This is a genomic window from bacterium (genome assembly GCA_024224155.1).
GTDB lineage: Bacteria > Acidobacteriota > Thermoanaerobaculia > Multivoradales > JAHEKO01 > CALZIK01.
Genome location: JAAENP010000470.1, coordinates 1 through 22,058, shown reverse-complemented (window position 1 = coordinate 22,058; position 22,058 = coordinate 1). Strand labels below are relative to the sequence as shown.

General features: G+C 64.4%; 21 protein-coding genes. 6 read left to right on the top strand and 15 right to left on the bottom strand.

The window, feature by feature from the left end; all coding sequences use genetic code 11:
* Positions 1-17: 17 nt before the first annotated feature.
* Positions 18-470 carry a DUF302 domain-containing protein gene (locus GY769_22840; GenBank protein MCP4204755.1) on the top strand — a complete coding sequence of 151 codons (453 nt, stop codon included), beginning with the start codon at positions 18-20 and terminating at the stop codon, positions 468-470.
* Positions 471-495: 25 nt separating this feature from the next.
* Here the strand turns inward: GY769_22840 and GY769_22835 are convergent, their stop codons facing one another.
* The 9 genes from GY769_22835 to GY769_22795 form a co-directional block, all read right to left on the bottom strand.
* Positions 496-981, bottom strand: coding sequence for a hypothetical protein (locus GY769_22835; protein MCP4204754.1), 486 nt, complete (start codon positions 979-981; stop codon positions 496-498).
* Between the two features lies 1 nt (position 982).
* Positions 983-1,378 carry a VOC family protein gene (locus GY769_22830; GenBank protein ID MCP4204753.1) on the bottom strand — a complete coding sequence of 132 codons (396 nt, stop codon included), beginning with the start codon at positions 1,376-1,378 and terminating at the stop codon, positions 983-985.
* A 15-nt stretch (positions 1,379-1,393) separates the two neighbouring features.
* Positions 1,394-1,714 (bottom strand): hypothetical protein, encoded by a 321-nt coding sequence (locus GY769_22825; protein ID MCP4204752.1) that lies wholly within the window; start codon positions 1,712-1,714, stop codon positions 1,394-1,396.
* Complete coding sequence (locus GY769_22820; protein ID MCP4204751.1) at positions 1,704-2,267, bottom strand: hypothetical protein; 564 nt, start codon at positions 2,265-2,267, stop codon at positions 1,704-1,706. The genes GY769_22825 and GY769_22820 overlap by 11 nt, the downstream gene beginning before the upstream one ends.
* Before the next feature lie 12 nt (positions 2,268-2,279).
* Positions 2,280-2,561 carry a peptidylprolyl isomerase gene (locus tag GY769_22815; GenBank protein ID MCP4204750.1) on the bottom strand — a complete coding sequence of 94 codons (282 nt, stop codon included), beginning with the start codon at positions 2,559-2,561 and terminating at the stop codon, positions 2,280-2,282.
* Positions 2,562-2,613: 52 nt separating this feature from the next.
* Positions 2,614-2,892 carry a peroxidase gene (locus GY769_22810; protein MCP4204749.1) on the bottom strand — a complete coding sequence of 93 codons (279 nt, stop codon included), beginning with the start codon at positions 2,890-2,892 and terminating at the stop codon, positions 2,614-2,616.
* Positions 2,893-2,967: 75 nt separating this feature from the next.
* The gene (locus GY769_22805) at positions 2,968-3,195 is read right to left on the bottom strand and encodes a peroxidase (protein ID MCP4204748.1); all 228 of its coding nucleotides are present in this window, start codon (positions 3,193-3,195) and stop codon (positions 2,968-2,970) included.
* A 144-nt stretch (positions 3,196-3,339) separates the two neighbouring features.
* Positions 3,340-5,502 carry a serine/threonine protein kinase gene (locus GY769_22800; GenBank protein ID MCP4204747.1) on the bottom strand — a complete coding sequence of 721 codons (2,163 nt, stop codon included), beginning with the start codon at positions 5,500-5,502 and terminating at the stop codon, positions 3,340-3,342.
* A 209-nt stretch (positions 5,503-5,711) separates the two neighbouring features.
* Positions 5,712-7,280, bottom strand: a complete 1,569-nt coding sequence (locus tag GY769_22795; protein ID MCP4204746.1) for a DUF4388 domain-containing protein — start codon at positions 7,278-7,280, stop codon at positions 5,712-5,714.
* A gap of 89 nt (positions 7,281-7,369) precedes the next feature.
* Here GY769_22795 and ligD point away from each other — a divergent pair, with 89 nt between their 5' ends.
* Both ligD and GY769_22785 read left to right on the top strand, forming a co-directional pair.
* Positions 7,370-9,916, top strand: coding sequence for a DNA ligase D (gene ligD, locus GY769_22790; GenBank protein ID MCP4204745.1), 2,547 nt, complete (start codon positions 7,370-7,372; stop codon positions 9,914-9,916).
* A 50-nt stretch (positions 9,917-9,966) separates the two neighbouring features.
* A complete protein-coding gene (locus tag GY769_22785; protein ID MCP4204744.1) occupies positions 9,967-11,940 on the top strand; it encodes a Rieske 2Fe-2S domain-containing protein in 1,974 nt (657 codons plus the stop codon).
* Here the strand turns inward: GY769_22785 and GY769_22780 are convergent, their stop codons facing one another.
* Together GY769_22780 and GY769_22775 are read right to left on the bottom strand one after the other, a co-directional pair.
* Entirely contained in the window at positions 11,941-12,117 is a 177-nt protein-coding gene (locus tag GY769_22780; protein MCP4204743.1) for a hypothetical protein, read from the bottom strand. It lies immediately after the preceding gene.
* A gap of 9 nt (positions 12,118-12,126) precedes the next feature.
* Positions 12,127-13,935, bottom strand: coding sequence for a hypothetical protein (locus GY769_22775; protein ID MCP4204742.1), 1,809 nt, complete (start codon positions 13,933-13,935; stop codon positions 12,127-12,129).
* Positions 13,936-13,982: 47 nt separating this feature from the next.
* Between GY769_22775 and GY769_22770 the strand changes: the two genes are divergently transcribed.
* Positions 13,983-14,795: a hypothetical protein gene (locus tag GY769_22770; GenBank protein ID MCP4204741.1), complete on the top strand. Its 813-nt coding sequence runs from the start codon at positions 13,983-13,985 to the stop codon at positions 14,793-14,795.
* Here GY769_22770 and GY769_22765 read toward each other — a convergent pair.
* Positions 14,764-16,944 (bottom strand): choice-of-anchor D domain-containing protein, encoded by a 2,181-nt coding sequence (locus GY769_22765; protein MCP4204740.1) that lies wholly within the window; start codon positions 16,942-16,944, stop codon positions 14,764-14,766. The two genes, GY769_22770 and GY769_22765, sit on opposite strands and share 32 nt — an antisense overlap.
* Before the next feature lie 182 nt (positions 16,945-17,126).
* On the opposite strand from GY769_22765, the gene lon reads away from it, so the two are divergent.
* A complete protein-coding gene (lon, locus tag GY769_22760; GenBank protein MCP4204739.1) occupies positions 17,127-19,556 on the top strand; it encodes an endopeptidase La in 2,430 nt (809 codons plus the stop codon).
* Here the strand turns inward: lon and folK are convergent.
* From folK to GY769_22745, 3 genes are read right to left on the bottom strand one after another with little or no spacing between them, the layout of a single operon-like run.
* Complete coding sequence (folK, locus tag GY769_22755) at positions 19,553-20,113, bottom strand: 2-amino-4-hydroxy-6-hydroxymethyldihydropteridine diphosphokinase (protein ID MCP4204738.1); 561 nt, start codon at positions 20,111-20,113, stop codon at positions 19,553-19,555. The two genes, lon and folK, sit on opposite strands and share 4 nt — an antisense overlap.
* A 10-nt stretch (positions 20,114-20,123) precedes the next feature.
* On the bottom strand, positions 20,124-20,519 hold the full coding sequence (locus tag GY769_22750) for a dihydroneopterin aldolase (protein MCP4204737.1): 396 nt from the start codon (positions 20,517-20,519) through the stop codon (positions 20,124-20,126).
* Between the two features lie 15 nt (positions 20,520-20,534).
* Positions 20,535-21,290: an SDR family oxidoreductase gene (locus GY769_22745; protein ID MCP4204736.1), complete on the bottom strand. Its 756-nt coding sequence runs from the start codon at positions 21,288-21,290 to the stop codon at positions 20,535-20,537.
* A 152-nt stretch (positions 21,291-21,442) separates the two neighbouring features.
* Between GY769_22745 and GY769_22740 the strand changes: the two genes are divergently transcribed.
* Positions 21,443-22,058 (top strand): S9 family peptidase (locus GY769_22740; protein ID MCP4204735.1); only part of this gene is annotated, 616 nt, incomplete at its 3' end.

Here is a 22,058-nt window from a genome sequence, read left to right as displayed (position 1 = left end):
GCAGGGGCGGCTGGATCATGCTGCTGGTGGCAGTGGCGCGCCCGGAGCGGGTCCACGGCCTGGTCGGAATCGCAGCGGCACCCGATTTCACGGAGGACCTTTTGTTGCCAAGAGCGACTGCAGCGCAACACCAGGCCCTTCAGGAGCAGGGATTCGGCGTGCTCACCGAAATCGACGTCAAAGCCACGCTCAAGAAGAAGCTGGACGCGGATTTTCGCCGCTACGTGATTCTCGGCGCCTGCAACCCACACCTGGCCAACCAGGCCCTCAACGCCGAGCTCGAGATCGGCCTGCTGCTGCCCTGCAATGTCATCGTGTACGAAGACGGTGACGGCAGTGTCGTCTCGATAGCCGATCCCAACGTGATGATGCAAGCGGCGGCGACCGAGGAGTTGGAACCGCTGGCGGCCGAGGCGCGACGGCGGCTCGAGCGCGTGGCCGAGGCGCTGGCCGGATCCGGCGCCGGCTAGCTCACCGCGGGCGACCAAGTGCCGATCAGTCGAACTCTCTGCGCGGCTCGACCTGGTCGGCGCCCACTCGACCCGATTCGATACCGGCCTTGAAGTAGTTCTCGCCTCGAACCGGCGAATCCGCCAACCGGCGGAGCATGGCGATCTGGCCGACGTGCGTCAGCGCGTCCGCGATTGGCCCCTGAAACAGCTTCTCCTCCGGAAAGCCGCTCGGCTCGCCACTGGCCAGACGCCGATCCAGCCTCTCCAGTGCCGCGAAGAAGCGAGCGACTTCGTCGTCCCAGGAGCGGAGCTCCGCCTCCCGCCATACCTGGTGGCCCTCGGCCTGGGACAGAGCCCAATCCAAAAGATCGCCGATATGAGCGAGGATCTCACCGGGCGTCCGGGAGCTCGGACCAACCCGGAAGCCGGAGAAACCTTCGGGTGCCCCGCGAACCGCCTTGCCGCCCCGATACGCGAGGGTCGCGATCGTGTGACGCAGAAATTCGGTCTTGGCGCCGTCCGCAGGCATTTCATACCCCCTTTTCGGGCAAATCGTAGGTCGTGATCTCGAGGTGGAAGCCGTCCGGATCATCGAAATAGATGGAATGGGATATCTGATGATCCTCGAACTCGGTGGCGATACCCCTTGCTGCCAGTTCCCTGCGCGCCCGGTCGAAGTTCTCTCGATCGGCACGGAAGGCGACGTGACGAAACTCGGACACTCCGTGGTACCGCACATGCTCTTGTGACGCCCGCCGCTGCGGAAAAATCGCCAGTCCCGAGACCCCGGTCATCATGAAGATCGGAAAGTCACCCCAAACGTGTTCGTGGCGACGCTCCAGACCCAGCACTTCCTCGTACCAAGCTGCCGAGGCCTCCGGATCGGCGACCGAAATTGCCATGTGATCGAGTCCCTCGAGTCTCATCTCACCTGTACCTCACTATTTGAACACCAGGGCCAGAATCACGACCACCGCCCCCGCGAATCCCAGCAGGCACTGAATCGTAATCGGCACTCGGGCCATCAGGCGAACCGCCTTCGACAGGTCGGACCTGCCTCTGGCAAGCATCCAGGTGACGATCGCCATGGCGAAAGCCAAGAACTGCCATCGAAAGAAGGTCCCGACACGGTTCATACCCCGGGTGAAACCGCTGCCCGTCGGCTCGACGTCAGCCGCCAGTACGAGCGACAGCCCGAATGCGATCATCCAAAGAACGAAGGCGACCTGCACTCCGAAGCTGGAGCCGCGCTCAGCCGTCATCGCGCTCGATCAAGTCACCGTTCGAGGTCGGCACGTTGACTTCGTCGAGCAGCCGTACGAAAGCTCTCCGAGCCTGCCTTTTGTGCATCGCAACCATGAGCCAGGGCCAGAGCAGGCACCAGAACGCCATCATCGGCAACGCGATCAGGAGCACTTCCTCGTGGGACGGATAGAAGCTCTCGGGAAACAGGTACACCTCGAGCAGTACCGGCAGTACGACAAGAGCCGCGAAGACTAACCCCAGGGCGAGGCCCAGCAACACACAGTATCGAGTCCATGACCAGAAACGCACCGAGAACGTGGCCGACCCGGATCGTCGGTCGATTCGCACTTCGACGTCGTTCCAGCCGATGTTGATTCCCGTCAGGAATGTCGTCGAGCGAAATCGGACCGAGTCGTTCGTTTCGGTAAGCAGCTCGTATCGGTTGCGGCGTGCCTTGGCGAGCGGCAACAGCCCGGTCCTGATCCGCTCCGCCAACCGCTCAATGAAGCCTTCGGCCAGCCGCTCCGGCTTCCAGATCCCTTCGAAATTGGGATGAAAGAGACCCGGCACGGTAACTGTCGGCTAGTCGTTTCGGCTCGTGATCTCGATCAGATGGTACCCGAACTGGGTCTGGACCGGGCCGTGGACCTTACCGACCTCGGCGCTGAAAACCACCTGATCGAACTCGGGAACCATCTGCCCCGGTCCGAACTCGCCCAGGGCTCCACCCTGGGCGCTCGATGGGCACTGCGAATGCTCCTTGGCGACGTCGCCAAAGTCGGCGCCGGCTTCGATTTGGCTCTTGAGATTCTCAGCCGCCTGCTGATCGGAAACGAGAATGTGACGAGCTTGAGCTCTGGACATGGCCTCTCCTTCGATCGAGTCGTTGGTTGTCGGTCGGGTCTAGCGCACCACTCTATCGAGAGTCTACTTCCCCGTCCGCGCGCCGATCCGGAGAATCACCTTCGAGCTCGACGCCCAACCCGTCGGCGATCCGATTCACGTAGGCAAAGTAGGCTGCGACCGCGCAAATGTCGTGGATCGCCCGATCGTCGAAGCCTTCGCTTCGCAAGCCGTCCACGTCCTCCTTCGTCACTTCGCTCGGCGAGGCCGTCAGTTTGGCCGCATAGTCGAGCATGGATCGATCCGCGCCCGAGAGACCTGCGCGTCGGTAGTCCTCAACCAGAGTTCTCACGAGCTCACTCGCCTTTTGAGCCGTAGGCTTCTTCGCCGCCAACAACCTACGGAGTCCCGCCCCGTGATGGTGCACTCAGTAGTGGCAGTCATTCTCTGCTGAAACCACCACGGCAATCATCTCGCGCTGGATTCGGCTGAGCGGGCCGGCGCCGTACATCAGGCTGCGATAGAGATCGTAGTGACGTCTCATGGCCTGCGGGTGGAGGCCATGAATGCGAAGAATGTTGTCGGCGTCGGGAACGCCCTCGGACTCGGGAATGTCGACGTAGTCGATAAACGCCATCACTGCCTCCTTTCTCACCGGAGCTTCTGAGCCGCGGTCTCGAGTTCTCGGGAGGCCTGGCGATTCGCCTCTGTTAGTCGATCCGTCATGCGAACGCGCGCCATCCTACCTCTTCTTTGGCACCGCACTTGCCGCCGCCCGACCGCGGAGGCTCTATTCCGGCTATCTGGAGTCGACGACGAACCTGCCGTCGGCCTCGACCCGCAGGCGGAGAATCCTCGACTCGCCAGGGGGAATCTGAACGGTAATCGGCCGGTGCTGCGTGGGTCGCTTGGGCTGAGTCAGGTAGAGCCTCAAGTCGCGCGAGCCTTCGGGGAGCTCAATACTCTCCTCGAACGAGCCACCGACCCCCTTGCGCACCAGGAAGTTCTTCTTCTCTACGAATCGATAGCGCCGGTTGAGAATCTGCGTCGTTCCGGAAAAGACGGTCAGCACACCGCGCGGGCGGGCGCTCGCGAACTCGATTTCAAGCGTGCCCGGACCGGTCTTGGGAGCGGGCTGGGGCGCCCGCACGACTCGCACCGGCTTGGGCGCTGGGACCGGGACCACGATCACCGGTGGCGGCTCGGGCTCTGGAGCCGCGCGAGCCCGACGAACCCTTTCCCGAGCCTGCCGCAGGGAGGCCTCGAGTGGCTCCAGAGTCTCCTCCGGTGCCTCGAGCTCTATGAGCTGATCGATCGACGCCCGGGCACGGTTGAAGTCGGCCCGAGCGATCTCGAGATGGGCGTTCTGAGCGACCTCATCGATACGATCCAACCGCTCCATCTCCAGCTCGGCGGCGCGCCCAATCAGAGCACTCACGCCGGGATCGGCATCCACGGGAAAGAGCATTTCGGCCTGGTCTAGATAGTCCCCTGCCGCCTGAACGTCACCGGCGGCAAGGAGCACCCGGCTCTGCTCCAGGAGCCCTACCACTCGCCTACGCATCGCCGCCGAGGGTTCATCCGTGGATCGGACCACCGGATCCGCCGCACCGCCGTCGCTGAATGCCATCAGCAGCAAGGGCAGGGCCACGACGAATGCAGCTACGGCCGCGAAGGCAGGCCGCTCGCGAACGGCGACGCCGCCGCGACGAGCTATGGAAACGGCCGGAGGAACCAGCGATCGAAGGAGCCGCCAGGCTCGCCCTCCCAGAGCACGCGTCAACCGCAGCGCCCTCAGGATCTGCCCCCGGGGATCTTCTTGCTCAGGAGCAGGGGGCGCGGCGGTCACTGCGCTCTCCCACTCGACCTCTTCCAGCTCGGCTTCGAGATGCGACCTCAGGACCTCCTCGATCGGCGCCGCAACGGTCGGCTCCAGGGGCGAGAGCAGCTCGGACGGGGGCCCGGATTCCGCCTTCGCTTCCGGTTTCGGCCGCTCCAGCTCCTCGGGCACGGCTGCCTCGGCGCTCTTCGGCCGCAGCGGGAAGGGCGCCGGCACGGTGTCGTTCAGGGCCGCCTGGGCCTCGACGATCTCACGCACTTCGGTGGCTATGGCACCGGCGGTCTCGTATCGATCCCCGGGCTCCTTGGCGAGCGCGCGGGCCAAAACCGCCTTGAAGCCCGGCATCAGCTCGGGCGCGAACCGCTCCGGAGGCGTCGGCTCTTCCTGCACAATCTTCTGCACCAGCTCCGCGATCGAGGTCGCCTCGAACGGCAGATGCCGGGTGAGAAGCTCGTAGAGAATGACCCCGAGTGAATAGATGTCGGTTCGCTGATCGCCCGGCTGGCCCATGACCCGCTCGGGCGCAAGGTAATTCGGCGTACCCAGGTTTCGAAGCTCGCTGGCCAGGTCTTCTCCGCGCAGCGCGGCAATGCCGAAGTCGGCGACCTTGATCACCCCGTCGTTGCCGAGCAGGATATTCGCCGGCTTCACGTCGCGGTGAATGCAGCCGTTCTCGTGCGCATAATCGAGGACCTCGGCGACCGCGGTCAGAATCTCGCTGATGAACTTGAGCGACATCGGCTCGGGGTCATCGAGGCGCTGGCGGAGGCTTTTCCCACCGACGAACTCCATGGCCAGAGCCTCGACCTCGCCACTGCGATCCTCGACGATGTCGAAGACCATCACGATCCCGGGATGCTCGAGAGCGCCCACATTACGCGCTTCGTTGATCAGCAGACGGCGAACGGTGTCGGGATCCAGAGCCTTGCCTTTGATGCCGGTCAGTTTCTTCACGGCCACCCAGCGGCCGATCATCGGATCTCGGGCTAGATAGACAATCCCCATCGAGCCCTTGCCAATCTCTTCGACGAGCTCGAAGCGACCGATCTTCTCAACCGTCGTGGGACCGGACTCCTCATCCGGGAGTGGCTCGAAACCGCGCCTTTGGGCCAATGGACTCACCGCCAAGATCTCCTCCTCCCTATTAGGTATCACCGGGTATCGGGATGCCGCAGTGGAGTGGGTCACTACCCTTTTTCATTCGTCCGGGAGATGCTGCCCGCCACGGAGGCCTCAGTGGACGCTCAGCCAGAGGTTAGGCGGCTTTCTGCGGCGAAACCGGCGGCGGCTCTGAGGCCGCAGGCATCGTCGCCCGACGAGGGCGGTGACCGCTAACGTTTCTTCCGACCGGAGAGCTCCCGCAAGGCCTCGATCGGGCGGCGATCGGGTGCCATCAGCTTGATCGACTTGCGCAGGGCCTTCTCGGCCTCATCGATGTCGTTCTTATCGCCGAGAATGAGCCCCAGATAGTAGTGCGCCGCTCCGCATCGGGGCTCGATTCGAATCGCCTCCTTGAGATCACGTATCGATTGCTTGCGGTAGCGATGAGACTCGAACTGGTCCCTACGGTAGGCAAGCTCAGCGCGGTAGAGAGCGCTTTGAGGATCACAGTCGACGGCGAACTCGAGCAGCTCGAGGGCCTTGGCGAGATCACCCTGCTCGGCGAGGGCCAAGCCCTTCTTGAACTGTTCTTCCGAGTCGAGCAGATCGGTCTCGATCGCGAACTTCGCCTTCTTGCGATCCGCCTCCTGGTCGCGCAGTACCTTCCGGCGATGGACGAGGGCACCGCGACTCTCACTGCTCCTGAGCTCGGCATAGGCCTGCGCCGCCTTCAAGAACAGGAGCTCTCCCTGCTCGGCGAAATCGGTCACTCCCATCTCCTCGAGCGACCAGGGAGCGTAGGTCTGCGCAGCTCGCAAGTAAGCCTGGTCGATCTCGGGCACGGCTGCGCCCTCCTCCAACTCGAGGAAATCGAACGCGTCCTTGCGCCGAAACGACAGGTAGGCCTCGACGATCTTCGTCTGCCTGAGAAGCAGAGCCTGGTCTTGGACGGAATCGGTCGCTGCGGCTTCGGAAGGCGAGGTCGAGCGCCCCTGCCGCTGAACGGCCACCGGCTTTGCAGCACTCGGCTCCAGGCCGGGCTTCTTTGCGGCGACCTCGCCGACCGGCAACACTTGGCCCAGGAGTGCCAGCGCATAGACGATGCGATCCACCTCCTCGTTGGCCAGCGAGACGGTCGATGCCAGCTCCGCGAGACCTAGCGGCTGCGACTCCAGGGCCTGAACGACCCGCTCGGCATGGCCCGTGAGGCGAAGCTGGGCGCCTTCGAAGACCGGATGCGGGTCGAGGCTCAACGGCTCATCGCGGAGTCTGACGATACCGGCGCTGATCTCGGCCTGGGGCGTCAGTTTCAGCACTCCGGTCAGAATCAGCTGCGGCGCATTGGTCTTGACGGTGAGATCTGCGATACCTCGATCGTCGACCAGCTCGAATTCGCCGCGTTCCCAGGTAAAGCCATCCAGAAGCTTGCGCGCCAGGTTCTTCTGCAGGTTCTTGTAGATCTCCTGGGGAGACAGGAGACCACGCTCGATCAGCACCTCTCCCAGCGGAACTCCCCGACTCAACGAGTCCGAGAGCGCGCTGCGATGTTCTTCCTCCGAGAGCTGGTCCTCACTGCGCAAGAAACGTCCGAACGTCTCGTGCGCGAGATTGGAGCGGCACTCGACCGGGCGGCCGTCGACGATGATGATCTGCTTCGCGACCGGCTTGCGCGCAAGCCGCAGGACTCCGCTGCGGCTCGTCCTCGCCATCGCCGCCAGCAGCACCGCATATGAGGTGATGGCCAGATCACCGCCTGATACGCCGGCGATCTCGTTCCACTGCTCACCTTTCGGTATCACTATCGTCCCCGTGGCGCTATCTTACGCTGCCACGGCTGAGCGGGCGCCCGAAGGCACTCTCGAGGGCTCGGGGGCGCTACCATACCGCCGTGGCGAAGGATCGAGTCGGCGAGCGCAAAGAGAAGCTCGCGAAGTATCGAGAAAAACGCCGGGCGGGAGCCACCCCTGAGCCATTTGGGGCCGAAGGCGCCGTCCGGCCCGGTCTGTTCGTGGTGCAGAAGCACGCCGCGACCAGCATGCACTACGACTTCCGCCTCGAGATCGGCGGTGTGCTGGTTTCGTGGGCCGTACCGAAGGGACCGTCGCTCGACCCAGATGACAAGCGCTTTGCCGCCGCCACCGAAGACCACCCGATGGAGTATGGCGACTTCGAGGGCATCATCCCCAAGGGCAACTACGGCGCCGGAGCGGTCATTCTCTGGGACCAAGGTCGGGCAGTTCACGAGATCGAACCCGAGCAGGGCCTGCGCGACGGCAAGCTACTCTTCGAACTGCACGGCTACAAACTGCGCGGACTCTTCACGCTGTTTCGGCTGAAGAGCGAAAAAGAGTGGCTGATGATGAAGAAGCCGGACGCCTACGCCACCGGACTCGGCGCCGAAGGCATGGGCGAGCAATCGATCGTCTCCGGCCTCACGGTCGAGGAGCTTCGCGACGGCAACCCCCGAATCGTCAGGCTGACTGACCGTCTCGAGGAACTGGGCGCCAAGCGCCGCGAGCTCCGTTCCGATCGCGTCAAGGTCATGCTGGCGCAGCTTCGCTCCGAGCCCTTCTCGAGAACCGGCTGGATCTTCGAGCTCAAATACGACGGCTATCGGGTGGTCGGCGAGCGCCGGATGGCCAGGGTCGGAACCAAACCCGATGTCCACCTCCACTATCGAAGCGGCCGCGAGGCCACCCTGGTCTTCCCCGACGTCGTGCGGTTTCTGGGCAAGCTGCCTTACAACCTGGTCTTGGACGGCGAGGTGGTCGTGCTCGACGACGCCGGCAAGCCCAGCTTTCAACTCCTTCAGAAGCGCGCGCTCCTGACCCGCCCGGCCGACATTCTGCGCGCCGCCGTCCCCTACCCGGCAACCTACTTCGTCTTCGATCTCCTGGGCTTCGAACGCTACGACCTGCGCGGCCTCCCGCTGATCGAGCGCAAGAGACTCCTGAGACAGGTCCTGCCGCCGGTGGGGCCAATCCGCTATGCCGACCATATCGACGAGCGCGGCGAGGGCATGTACGAGCAAATCCGTCGGATGGGTCTCGAGGGTATCGTCGCCAAACAGGCGTCCTCTCCCTATCGCGGCGGCCGGTCGCCGAAGTGGCTCAAGGTGCGCGCGGAACTCACCGGCGATTTCGTGATCGTGGGCTTCACCAGGCCGAAATCGTCGCGCCCCGGCTTCGGCGCCCTTCATCTCGGGCAGTTTCAGGGCAACGAGCTGACCTACGCGGGGCGTGTCGGCACCGGCTTCGACGACAAGTTGTTGAACGAGCTGCGGTCGCAGCTCGACCGCGTCGTCCGGGATACGCCAGCGTTCACGGGAGATCCACCCAAGGCCAAAGAACACGTCTGGGTCGAGCCCGAGCTGGTCGCGGAAATCAAGTACATCGAGTACACCGAGGTCGGCCACCTGCGCCACCCCGCCTTCGTCCGGCTGCGCGACGACAAGAAGCCCATCGAGTGCGTCCGAGACGACCTGCCGCCCCAACCGAGGGAATCGGAGGCGGTCGAAGGGCCACTTCAGGACCTGGACGAGCAACCATCGGTTGTCGTCAGCCGGCCGGAGAAAGTGTTCTGGCCTGCTGAGGGCTTCACCAAGGGCGATCTCGCTGCCTACTATCAGGCCGTAACGCCGTGGCTGTTGCCGTTCTTACGCGACCGTCCCGTGGTGCTCGACCGCTACCCGGACGGCATTGACGGCAAGTCCTTCTTCCAGAAGAAGGCTCCGGACTTTGTTCCCGACTGGGTGGTCACTCGAGAGATCTGGGGCGACGAGGCGAGCGGCGAGGAGGCGCGCTACTACCTGGCCAACGACGAGCGGGCATTGCGCTACCTGATCAACCTGGGCGCGATTCCTCTGCACGTCTGGCACAGCCGGCTCGAGACCCTGCAGCAGCCCGACTGGTGCGTCCTGGACCTCGACGCCAAAGACGCACCGTTTTCGTCCGTCGTCACGACCGCCCGTGCAATCCACGATCTGGCCGAGGATATCGGTCTGCCTTCGTTCGCCAAAACCAGCGGCGCGACCGGTGCGCACGTTCTCATCCCCCTCGGAAGCAACCTCACCTACGACCAGTCCAAGCAGCTGGGGGAGGTTCTCTGCAAGGTGATCTCCCAGCGGCTGCCCGAAGAGACCTCGATCGCTCGCCTGCCTTCTCAGCGCAAGAGCAAGGTCTACCTGGATTTCTTGCAGAACGGCTACGGCAAACTGATCGTGGCGCCTTACAGCGTCAGGCCACGACCGGGCGCGCCGGTCTCGACGCCACTGCGCTGGAGCGAGGTCAACGCCAGACTCGACCCGTCACGGTTCACCATCAAAACGGTCCCGGCTCGGCTCCGGCGCATGAAATCCGATCCGTGGGCGGAGGTTCTCGAGACCGTGCCCGACTTACCGAGCGTGCTGGCGCGGCTGGCGGAGGTGACCGAGTAGGCACCTCCGGCCCGAACCGGCTCGGCGGCGCGTCGTGTATTCTCCCGGCCATGACCAGCTCATCCGAAGAGCCGAAGACCGTCTGGCGCAAGGTTCTCGAGCCCGACGAACTGGCCGAGGGCCGGGTCACACCGGTGACCTGCGGCCATCAAACCGTTTGCCTGACCCGATTCAAGGGCGAGTACGGAGCCCTCGATAATCGCTGTCCGCACCAGGGCGGCCCGCTGGGCGAAGGCTCGATCGAGAACGGACTTCTGCGGTGCCCGTGGCACGGCTGGGACTACGATCCTCTGACCGGCAAGGCTCCGGGCTTCGATGACGGCGTGCGCACCTTTCCGGTCGAGCTCCGGGACGACGGCGTCTACGTGGGCTTCGATGAAGAAGAGGTCCACGTGCGCACGGTCTCCGACGTCATGGCCGAAACCATGGTTGCGTGGGGCATCAAGCACGTCTGGGGCATGGTCGGCCATTCGAACCTCGGGCTGGCCGACGCGCTGCGGCGCCAGGCTGAAGCCGGTAACCTCGCCTACTACGGTATTCGGCACGAAGGCGCGGCCTCGTTCGCGGCATCGGCCTACGGCAAGCTCACCGGCCGACCGGCTGCCTGCCTTGCCATTGCCGGCCCGGGCGCCACCAATCTCCTGACCGGACTCTGGGACGCCAACGTCGACCGGGCGCCGGTCCTTGCCCTCACCGGGCAGGTCGACACGCAAGTGGTGGGGCCCGGAGCGTTCCAGGAGATCGATCTCTCCGCCGCCTTCGGCAAGGTCGCCCAGTGGAGCCAGCCGGTGCTCCACACCAGCAAGCACGCGGAGCTGATCAACCTCGCCTGCAAGAGCGCGATCCTGAATCGCGGAGTCTCCCACCTGATCTTTCCGGACGAGGTCCAGGTGCTCCCGATCGGCGAAGCCCAGGCCGGCAACAAAGAAGGCCGGCTCGCCGAGCGGACGATCGCCCCGCCCGAGGGGGCTCTCGACGACGCCGTCGCTCTGCTTGAATCGTCCGAGCGCCCGGTCATCATCGTCGGGCACGGGGCGCGGTTTTCGATGGACGGCATCCTCGAGTTGGGAGACCACCTGAACGCGCCCATTCTCACCACCTTCAAGGGCAAAGGGCTGATCTCGGACAGCCACCCGCTGGGGTGCGGCGTCCTGGGCAGAAGCGGTACGCCGATTGCGAGCTATTTCATGAACGAGTCGGATTCGCTCCTCGTGTTCGGCGCCAGCTTTTCCAACCACACCGGCATCACACCTAAGCGGCCGATCATCCAGGTCGACTACGACCCGATGATGCTGGCCAAGTTCCATCCGGTGAAAGTGCCGCTCTGGGGCGAGATCGGTGTTACATCCAGATTGTTGCTCGAACAACTACCGAAGGCGGCCTGGACCTCGGACCGCCGCGGTGAGATCGCGGAGCGCTGGCAGATCTGGCGCGACGAGAAGAAGAAACGCGAGGGCGAGGAGCAGGACGGAGGGATCGCGTCGGTCTCTGTTTTCGCCGCGCTCACCCGTCAAGCACCCGCCGACTCGATTCTGTGCGTGGACGTCGGCAACAACACCTATTCCTTCGGGCGCTATTTCGAGTGCAAACGACAGGCGGTGTTGATGTCAGGCTACCTGGGCTCGATCGGCTTCGGATTCCCGGCGGCGCTCGGCGCCTGGGCGGCGACCCAGGAAGAGGGGACTCCTTTCCATGGCCGCAAGGTGATCTCGGTCTCGGGTGACGGCGGCTTCGGTCAGTACCTCGCCGAGCTCACCACCGCGGTCAAGTACGGCATGAACATCACCCATGTGCTTCTGAACAACTCCGAGCTCGGGAAGATCTCCAAGGAGCAACGCTCCGGCCGCTTCGACGTCTGGCAGACCGAGCTCCGGAACCCGAATTTCGCGCGCTTCGCTCAGAACTGCGGCGCTCTGGGCGTCCGAGTGGAAGGCGCCGAGGACCTCGACGAAGCTCTCGAGCGCGCCCTTGCCCACTCCGGGCCGGCTCTGGTCGAGGTTATGGCAGACCCGTCGCTCGTCTAGCTATTGCATCAAGTTGGGTTTGCGGCCGTCGCCGTCAACGCTCGGACTGAGCTTGCCACCGCCGCCGCGTATGATGTCGGCGAGCTTGCCGTGGAGCTTCAGAGTCGGTGGCTTCCACGGTTTTCGTCGGCTGTCCGCCTGTGAACCGGTGAGGTTGCGCGGCTCAGATCCCTTCACGACGGACGCCTAGGAATCCTGCCCGCGCAGCCAGCGCTCGAGATTGACCAGGTCCCAAAAGCGAAACAGAGTGTTCGAGCGTCCTCCATCCAACATCGCGCCAACTTCTTCCTCCACTGCCCGTGGGTCAAGGATACCAAGCCTGCCCAACTCTCTGGCTCCGCCCAGCGCTTGCCAAAGCCGCCGACCCTCGGCCCGCACCAGCTGCCCAAAGAACGCACGGGCGTCTGACTTGCGCAGGGAATCGAAGCCGAGATCGGGGAACCTCAGCTCGAGCATCCGGCGCACCAGCTTTCGATCCGGGCCTCCATCACCGATCAGCAGCCGCGGTGGAACTCGGTAGAGAAACTCCACCAGGTCTGGATCGAAGAAAGGATGCGCGAGTTTGACGTCGAATCGGCGGCCCAGTTCGAACGACTCCTCGAGCTCCAGGGCAACTAGCGGGTGGTCGAGTCCCCGGCGCATCTCCCGTACGTAGAAACTCGACCCGAATCGAAGACTGGACAACGAACCGGTGCGCTCGGAGAGCTCTCGTCGGAAACCACGGTCTGGAGCCAGCCATCGCGGCATGCCCCGTCTCAGTCGTCGTTGCCGCGCCCACCGGGAGGCGCTGGGAACGAGACGCGCGAGCACCCCGTCGGCTGCCTGCCGGAGAACGACTCGGACACCGAAGCGCCAGATGCCGATTCGAGCAGCCTCTGCCATCGACAACCCATACGAACTCCGCAGCCCGCCGATCAGCCGAGCCAGGGTGACCAACCGTCCGGAGAGCAGGAGATCAGCCGCGTAGTAGGGCGACACACCGAGCCAATCATCCCCTCCGCTACCCGTCAAGATAACGTCGCAACCTCGCTCTCGGCCGGCCTGAGCAAGGCGCGAGAATTCTCCGTTCCACACGTTCAGCAACGGCACCGGCCAAGTCGAGGCCAGATCCGCGGCCCGCTCCAGAGGCCCTCGCCTACCCGGCCGAGCCGCGACCACTTGAATCTCCTGTTCGAAGTCGAGGGTGGCTGCAACGGCCGACTGGATGGGCAACTCGTCACACTCGGCGTGGTCGAACGCCAACGACAGAGCCAGGGGCCGCTTTTGCTTCGGTCCCGAGTCTCGAAGGCGACTGGCTATGGCAACGGAATCGAGCCCGCCACTCAGGAAAACGCCGCTTCGCTCGGCTGCGGCGTTTCGCCGAATGGCACGGTCGAAAAGCACGGGGAACTGCGCGAGTTCCTCGGGATCGAGCCAATCGACTCGGTCGGGGTCGCCGGCCGAGGCCGGGTCCCAGTAACGCACCAGCTTCTCTGTGTCCTCGGTGACCTCCAAGGCGTGACCCGCCGGAATCCGTCGCACCGCCTCGAAGTAGGTCTGTCGTTTATCCGGCCAGCGGTGCCACAAGTGCTCGGCCAAAGCAACCCGGTCGACCGACCTCGATACTCCCGCGAGGTCCAGCAGCATCTCGATCGAAGGAGACAGAAGCGTTTCGTTGCCTGCTCGACTGTAGAAAAGAGGATAGATCCCCATAGGATCCCGCAGAGCCGTCAATCGCCTCTCAGCCCCGTCCCAGATCAACGCTGCGAATCTGCCACGCAGGCTGGCAAATAGAGATTCCCCGCGGCCCTGGTACGACTCGAGCAACTCCTCCGCCCGACTCCTCCGGGCGCCGGCAAGCTCGAGCGCGCCGGCGAGTATCAGCCTCAGCTCGCCTCGAGTCGCCGTGGTCGCGTCCGACCGGAATCCACCCCGCGGTCTCAACCGCAGACCTGAGGACGACCAGCCGGCGACGACCGCCTCCCAGTCCAGGCAAGCGACCCAGTCGCCTTCCATCAGCCGCTTTCTTCCATCTGACTTAGTATAGAAACTCGACAGACCCCATGACGTCTCTTCCCTTCAGAGCCCTCGATCTGGAACTTTCGATCACCAGGACCGAGATCCCGCCACCCGTAGTCCCGAACGAGCGCTGGATCGACAACGCGGGGCATCTCCTCGCTTGGAGCTCACAAGACCGCCTCCAGGTCGCCGGCACAGGCGTGTTCTGCTTCGCCGGCGACTCGAGGCAAGTCATGGCCTTTGTCGACCACGATGTGGAGAGTACGCGGGTGCAAGAGGACTTCTGTCGCTTCGTGCTTCCGCTTGTGCTGCAAACGCGGGGTTGGCAGGTACTGCACGCGAGTGCTGTCTCGACACCGGAGGGCGTCGTGGGATTCTGCGGCCGATCGGGAGCCGGTAAGTCCACCGTCGCCCGGACTTGGGCAACCGAGAAGCACGCTCTCTGGGCGGATGACAGGTTGGTGCTGAGAGTCCACAACCAGACGCCCGAGACGATCCGACTTCCAGAAGGTCGGACAGACCCGCAGGTTGCCGGGCCTGCCGGACCCGCGCAATCCCTCCTCACCCTGGTCGTTCTCGAGGTCGATGATGGGTCCGCGGCCTCACCGACTCTCGACAGGCTGTCACCGGCGATCGCTCTGACCGAGCTTCTTCCCCACGCCCTGTGCCTCGACTCGACGAGCTCCGTCCTCGCAAGGCAGCTCTTTCTGACCTACTCGGACCTGGCGCGCCGGCTTCCGATTCACCGGCTTGCCTACCGGCAGACGCCTGAATCGGCAGAGGCACTTACCGCTTGGCTCGAGGAGCGCCTGATCCAGAAACCCGCTACTCGGTCGGAGCCAGCCCACGGCCGATAAGCGTCACCGTGGCGGTGCCCGAGCCGACCCCATGGCGCACGAGGATCGTCGCTCGTCGCGTTCCCACGCTCCCCGGCACGAGGCGGACTCCCACCGTGCAACTCCCACTCGGAGCCAGCGCTGCAACCCCGTCGCATGAACCGGCGACGAGCTGGAAATCCTCTGCGTTGTCTCCGCGCAGGGAGATGCTCGTCAGCGGCAGCCACGCCGCGCCCGGATTGCTGATCACCACGGTTCCTATCTCCCCTCGTCCTGCCACCGGAGCCGAGCCGAGATCGAGGTCGTTGGTCGAGATCCTGAACGCCGGCGCCGGGGTCCTGCCTTCCCCGACCAGCTCGACCCGCGCCGGGCTGTCGGGACCGTTGTGCTCGAGGACCAAACTCGCCCGGTGCGGCTTTGCGGCCTCCGGCTCGAAGCCGATCTCGACCTTGCAGCTCGCTCGGGGCGCCAAGCCCGTGTCCAGCGGACAGCTCATCGGACCCAGGTCGAAAGCGGCCGCATCGCTGCCCTCGAACCGAAGTCCTCGAATCTCGAGCCGTGCCGAGCCCTCGTTGGTGAGCGTAAGACCCCGGTCTTCTATGCGCCCCAGATAGACCTGACCGAAATCGAGTCGCTCCGGATCGACCCCGAGGGCCGAGACCACACCCGAACCGGTCAGCCCGACCTGAATCGTGTCGAGCTCGAACCCCGGATCGAGAGACAGCGAGGCCCGGCGAACACCGCTACGAGCGGGATTGAAACCGACGGCGACCGCACATCTGGCACCTGGAGCCAGCGGCCTACCGACGCACTCATTGGAGCGCAGCAGGAAGTCGGCTCTCTCCGCGCCCGACACCGACACCGACTGCGGCGACAAGGTCGCGGTGCCGCTATTGAGGAACCGCACGCGTCTCGGCGCGCTCTCGAATCCGACGCGCTGCTCCTTGAAATCCACTGCACCCACTTCGACCTGCATGCGCGGCGTCACGCCGCGTCCGCGCAACTCGACCTCGACATCCTCGCTGGCACCGGCCGCCCCCAGGCTCAAGACGCCCCGTTCGTTCCCGTCCTCAACGGGCAGAAACGTGACCGAAATCGAGCAGCTCTCGCCCGAAGCGACCACTCGGCCCTGGCAACCGTCTTCGACAACCTCAAAGGTCGTGCTCCGGGAGACAGTGGTCCTGTCCACCGCCACGGGACCACCGGTCCGATTCGCAAAGAGCAGGCTCTTCGAAGCGCCGCGCTTGCCCACTCGTTGCTCGCCAAGGTCCAGAATCGCGGAACGAGGGTCGAGCGGCGGTCCTTCCCAAAGCCCGGCTCCCTCCAGCGCGAGAGTATCGGGACTGCCGAGAGCGTCGCTATCGACGACCAGATTTGCCCGCCGCGGTCCCGACACGGAAGGCTCGAATCGAATCTCGAACGAACAGGCCTCCCCGGGCTCCAGCTTCGAGCTCGGGCAACGACGGCTTCGGGAGAAGTCTCCGGCGGCGGGGCCCTCGATCCGAATCCGCCGGAACTCGAGCGTCGCGGTGCCGACGTTCGAAAGGGTCACCTCCCGGGACTCGATCTCGGACTCGAGCGCCACGACACCGAAGGACAACGCGGACGGAGCGAGGCCGAGCTCCGGGGCCACGGCCACCGCGGCGAGGGACACGGCCGGGCCGGTGCGGTCGTTGCTCACGAAGAGTAGGCGACTCGATCGGTCACCGGCCTCCTGAGGTTGGAATACGAGACGAACATCGCAACTCGCTTGCGTGGCGAGCTTTCGCCCCACGCAACCTTCCTCGACGATCCGATAGTCCTCACCTACCGCCGGCTCGAACTCCAGGGCTTTGACCGCGAACTTGCGCTCGCCGAGGTTCTTGATCGAAATCACTCTCTCATCCGTCTCTCGCCCCACTCTCACGGTGCCGAAGTCCACCTTGTCGACGGAAAGCTCGGCCCGTGGTGGACCGGGGAAGAACAGCCATACAAGCAAGGCCGCGACGATGACCAGTGTCAAGAAGAGCAGGCCGCGGCGCGTCTTGGGACGGCGATGGTACTCCTGTCGCTGGCCGGGACCTCCCGGAGAAGCGGGGGCGGGGCCCCCGTCCGTAGCCGCATCGGTTCCCAGCGGATCGAACTCCAGCTCTTGCGGAGCCCTCGCTCCAGGGCGGAGCGGCAGATCCACGAGGCCGCCGCCGGAGGCGTCGCCACCCGATCTGTTGTCTCCGGAATCCGAGTCTCTCAGTGTCTCCGCCCTCCTGACCAGGGAGAGCGTACTACAGGATTTTCCTTTCGTTACCGCATGTTCCGTATTCCACAGCCCGAACAAGCTCGTGTGTCACAATCCCGCCAAAGAGACCCAGATCCATGCCCGAATCTCCATCCCAGTACTTCAACGGCGAGGCGGCGCCGGTCATCCCGGACCAGCTGCCCATCTACCCGTTGGTCACCACGGTTCTCTTCCCATCCGGCGTGGCAGCCCTGCAGATCGCCGATGAGCGCAGCCTGCGCCTGGCGGAGAGCCTCGAGGAAGAGAAGGATCTCATCGGCCTGTTCTGCCTGTCCGGCAACGGACCCGCCACCCGGTTATCCACAGACCTCCAAACCGTCGGCGTGGCGGCCAAGGTCGTTCAGAAGCTGCGTCTGGGAGAGGATCGTCTCCAGATCTTGTGTCATGGACTGGCTCGGGTCGAGCTCGAGCGGCTCGAAGCCACCGAGCCGTTCCTGGTCGGTAGGATTCGCTCGCTCGAGCACGAGGTCGACGAGTCGAGCCCGGAGCTCGACTCGTTGCTCGAGTCGACATTGTCCTCCTACGAGAACCTGACGAAGGTCGACAAGCGCTACAGCCCGGAGACGGTCGACGTTCTTCGCATGAACGCGGACTCGGGCCCGAGCTTCTTTGCCGATCTGCTCGCTTCATTCTTGAATATTCCGCTGGACGAGAAACGCGCGCTGATCAACGCCGTGGCTCCCACCGAACGGCTCGCCCTCCTCGGAGAAATTCTGGATCGCGAGCACGCACGTAATGAAGTCGAGGCAGACATCGACCAGAAGGTCCGCGCGAGCCTCGAGGAGAAGCGGCGCGATCACTTCCTGCGTGAACAGCTCAGGGTCATCCAGGAAACCCTTGGGGAGACCAGCGGACCCAAGCGCGAGGCCGAGCAGTACGCGGCCATGGTCGAGGACCTGCCGATCGACGGAGATTCGAAACGCAGCGTCGAGCGCGAGTGCGAACGCCTGGCTCTGATGTCCGAACAGGCGGCCGAGTATCCGGTCCAGAACAATTACCTGGACACGCTCTTCGGCCTCCCCTGGTGGGAGCGCACCCGCGACAGCCTGAATCTCAGGAAGGTCGAGCGCCTGATCTCGCGCCGGCATCACGGCGTCGATGAGGTCAAAGAGCGGCTGCTCGAGTATCTTTCCGTGATCAAGCTGAAAGGGCACATCTCGGGACCTATTCTGTGTCTCGCCGGACCCCCGGGCACCGGCAAGACCTCCCTGGCAAGGTCCATCGCCGAGGCTATGGGACGCAAGTTCGTCCCGATCAGCCTCGGAGGTGTCTCCGATGAGACCGAGATTCGCGGCCACCGCAAGACCTACGTGGGAGCGATGCCGGGCAAGCTGATCTCGGCCTACGACCAGGTCGGAGCCTGCAATCCGGTCATCCTTCTCGACGAGCTCGACAAGCTCGGCAAAGGCCTCCGGGGCGACCCCGCGGCTGCGTTGCTGGAGGTTCTCGACCCGGAGCAGAACAAGACGTTTGTCGACCGCTACATCGGAGTGCCGTTCGATCTCTCGGAGACCCTCTTCATCGCCACCGCCAACCTACTCGACAACATCCCTCAGCCGCTTCGCGATCGCCTCGAAGTGCTCCGAATCGCAGGCTACACCGAGGCGGAGAAGCTGGTGATCGCGCGGAAGTTCATGATGCCCAGGCTGCTGGATGCCCACGGCTTGGAGCCAAAATCGATCGAGTTCACGCCGTCGGCCCTGGTGCGCATCATCCGTGGCTACACGTCCGAAGCCGGCGTGCGCAACCTCGAGAGGTGTCTCGCCACTGTCTGCCGCAAGGTCGCCTTCCGCCGAGCCACCGACAACCAGGCTCTGCCGGAAGTGCTGCGCATCCGCAGGCCGGAAGTCGAAGAGTTGCTCGGCACGGCGCTCTTCGAACAGGAGTTCGCCGCGCGCCGCGCCGAGGTCGGCCTGGCGACGGGGTTGGCCTGGACCGGCGCCGGCGGCGCCATCCTCTTCATCGAGGCGACCCGAATGGAAGGGTCCGGGCAGATCAAGGTAACCGGGCAACTGGGGGACGTGATGCGAGAGTCGGTCGAAACCGCCTTCTCGTATGTTCGCTCTCACGGGTCCGAGCTCGAGATCCCGAACGAGCTACCCCGGACCAGCGACCTTCACATCCACTTCCCCGCCGGTTCGATCCCCAAGGACGGCCCTTCGGCCGGGGTCGCGGCGGCGACCTGCCTGGCCTCTCTGCTCTCCGGTCGGCCGGTTCGCCACGATGTGGCGATGACCGGCGAGATCACGCTGCGCGGCAAGATTCTCTCGGTTGGCGGCGTCAAGGAGAAAGTGCTCGCTGCCCACCGCTCCCGCATCAGGAAGGTACTTCTGCCGATAGGCAACCGCAAGGACCTGTCCTCCGTGCCGGCGGACATCCTCGCGGAGGTGGAGCTGGTCTTCGTGGACCGCGTCGAGGAAGCCTGGAAGCAGGCTCTGGTGCCACTGGTCATGGCCCAAGGCGCCGACCTCGAGCGCTACCAGAAGCAGACCCGCGCCGCCAACTAGCCACCTCGTCGGCGAGCTTGCCCCTGGCGGCCGGCCAGAGCCCGCAACGCCTCGAAACCGCCCGCCAACCGAATCTCCCCTGGAGCCGCACCCGCCAGCAGTCGCTCGGCGATCGCGCTCAGAGCCTCCCCGGAAACCGGATGGCACCGGTCCGGGGCCACGTCCGCCAGGGGCAAAGCGACGTGCGCGCGGGTGAGGATCTCGGGATCTGGCACCGTCAGGCCGAGCGGCTCGCTCTGGATTACTTCGTCGCCGAAGAGACTCAGGTCGAGATCGATCGATCGCGGCGCATTGCGATCATCCGAGCGACGTCGGCCGAGTTGCCACTCGATCTCGCGAATCGTCCCGAACTTGAGCTCGGCGGCGGTCTGGTCGGTGAGAATCTCGACGGCGGCGTTGCAGAAGTCCGGCACCGCTACCGCGCCCACCGCCCGTGTGGTGAACACTCGCGAGATCGCCCTCAGCTCGAACAACGTCGCCAGGCGCTCGAGCGCCGCCCGCAGGTTTTTCTGTGGCTCGATATTCGAACCGCAGGAGACCAACACCGAAACCGGCATCGCGCCCACCTCACTCGAAGTCGGCGGTATCGGCGAAGTCGGCTCGGCATCGATCGATCTCGATACCGACGGAGTTCGCGAACCGAAGCGCACCCGGCTTCTCGACCCGCACGACGACCCGGCGGGCACCGAAGTCCACGATCGCAACCCGCGCGATCTCGGCGCCGAGAGCCTCGACCAGGTAGTAGCTCGTCGACTCCACCAGCCGAATGACCGCCTTGGTAATCGACCGATAGTTGAGCGTGTGCTGGACGTCGTCGGTGGCCCCTGCGCGGCCGAGATCCGCGAAGATCGTCAGGTTGATCAGAATGTCCTGTTTCTTTTCTCTTTCCCATTCGTTGAGGCCGATGATGCCGCGGAGCAGAAGGTCTCGAATCAGGATCTTGTCGTTCGCTCGGTCGGTCATACTGCTCTCACTCGATTAGATAACGGGCCGCGGCCCGACCAGATGCTCGCCGCCGTCGACTGGAAGCACGGCGCCGGTAATAAACTCGTTGCACGCCAGGAACGCGACCGAGGAAGCAACTTCACGCTTGAGGCCGGTTCTGCGCAGTGGCACACCATCGCCTCTCCGCTGCCACGATGGATCGGACTCGGAGACTCCCGGCGGAGGCAGAATCGCTCCCGGTACCACGCAATTCACTCTCACTTCGGGAGCCAGTTCGTAGGCTGCGGCTCGAGTCAAATGCACCAAAGCCGCTTTGCTGGTGCCGTGATGCGCAAACCTCTTCCAAGGCTTGAGGCCACTGAGATCAGCGATGTTCACGACCGCACCTCCGCCGGCCGCACGAATCAGGGGCGCGGCCCCTTGAGTGCAAAGAAACGGCGCACGCAGATTCAACGCCTGCACCTCGTCCCACTCGGCAGTCTCGATCTCGAGGAAGGCTTCGCTCTCGAAGCTCGCCGCGCTATTGACCAGCACCGAAAGACCTGGCGACAAGCTCTCGACTTGCTCGAATAACCGCCGAATCGCAGAGGGTGATCGCAGGTCTGCTTGAACCGGCCATGCAGCCACCCCGAGCGCCTCGATCTCGCCAGCGGTCTCCACGGCGGCCGCCTCGGAGCCGCCGTAGTGGACGACTATGGACGCGCCTTGCGAAGCCAACTCCAGTGCGATCGCCTTACCGATCCGGCGAGCTGCTCCGGTAACCAGCGCCGTCTTCCCGGCCAACACCATCGGTGGATCATGGGATGTCACGCCGGCGGTGTCAACCGCGGACCTCAATGATGCACGACGGAGTAGACGGTGCCTCAACATTGCAATACCGTCGTCACACAGACCGTGAACGCTCAACCGGTAATAAGGTCGACCATTCAATGGAGATCGCAATGAAAACCTCGTATCCCAGATTCCTGCTTGCATTTCCCGTGCTCTTGACTCTCGCTCAACCCGCGCTCCCCGAAGAGGTCCACCGCCGAGAAACGAACAACGGCAACGTGATCCTCGAGGGAATCCCGGAGATCCCGGCCGAGCTGACCCAGAGCATCGATCGCTTTCTCGAGGTTCGCAGTGCGAGATTGGCCGACTGGGCGCAGGACGGTTCGTCGATCTACATCACCACCCGCTTCGGAAATGTCCAGCAGCTCCACGAAGTCGAGTCTCCCGGCGGCTACCGCCGCCAGCTCACTTACTTCGACGAGCCCCTGACCGGCGTGACCCGGCAGCCCAATGGCGACCACCTGACGTTCCTGATGGACGAAGGCGGAAGCGAATTCTCACAGATCTTCGCCTTCGATCCGGAAACCGGCGACAGCCGACGTCTGACCGATGGTACTTCCCGCAACGGCGCCGTCACCTGGAGCAGAAACGGCGACAGAATCGCGTTTCAGAGCACTCGCCGAAACGGAAAATCAAACGACATCTGGATCCTCGAGCCGAACGCGCCGGAATCCGCCCGGCTGGCGCTCGCGGCCGAAGACGGGAGCTGGTGGGCGGCCTCGGACT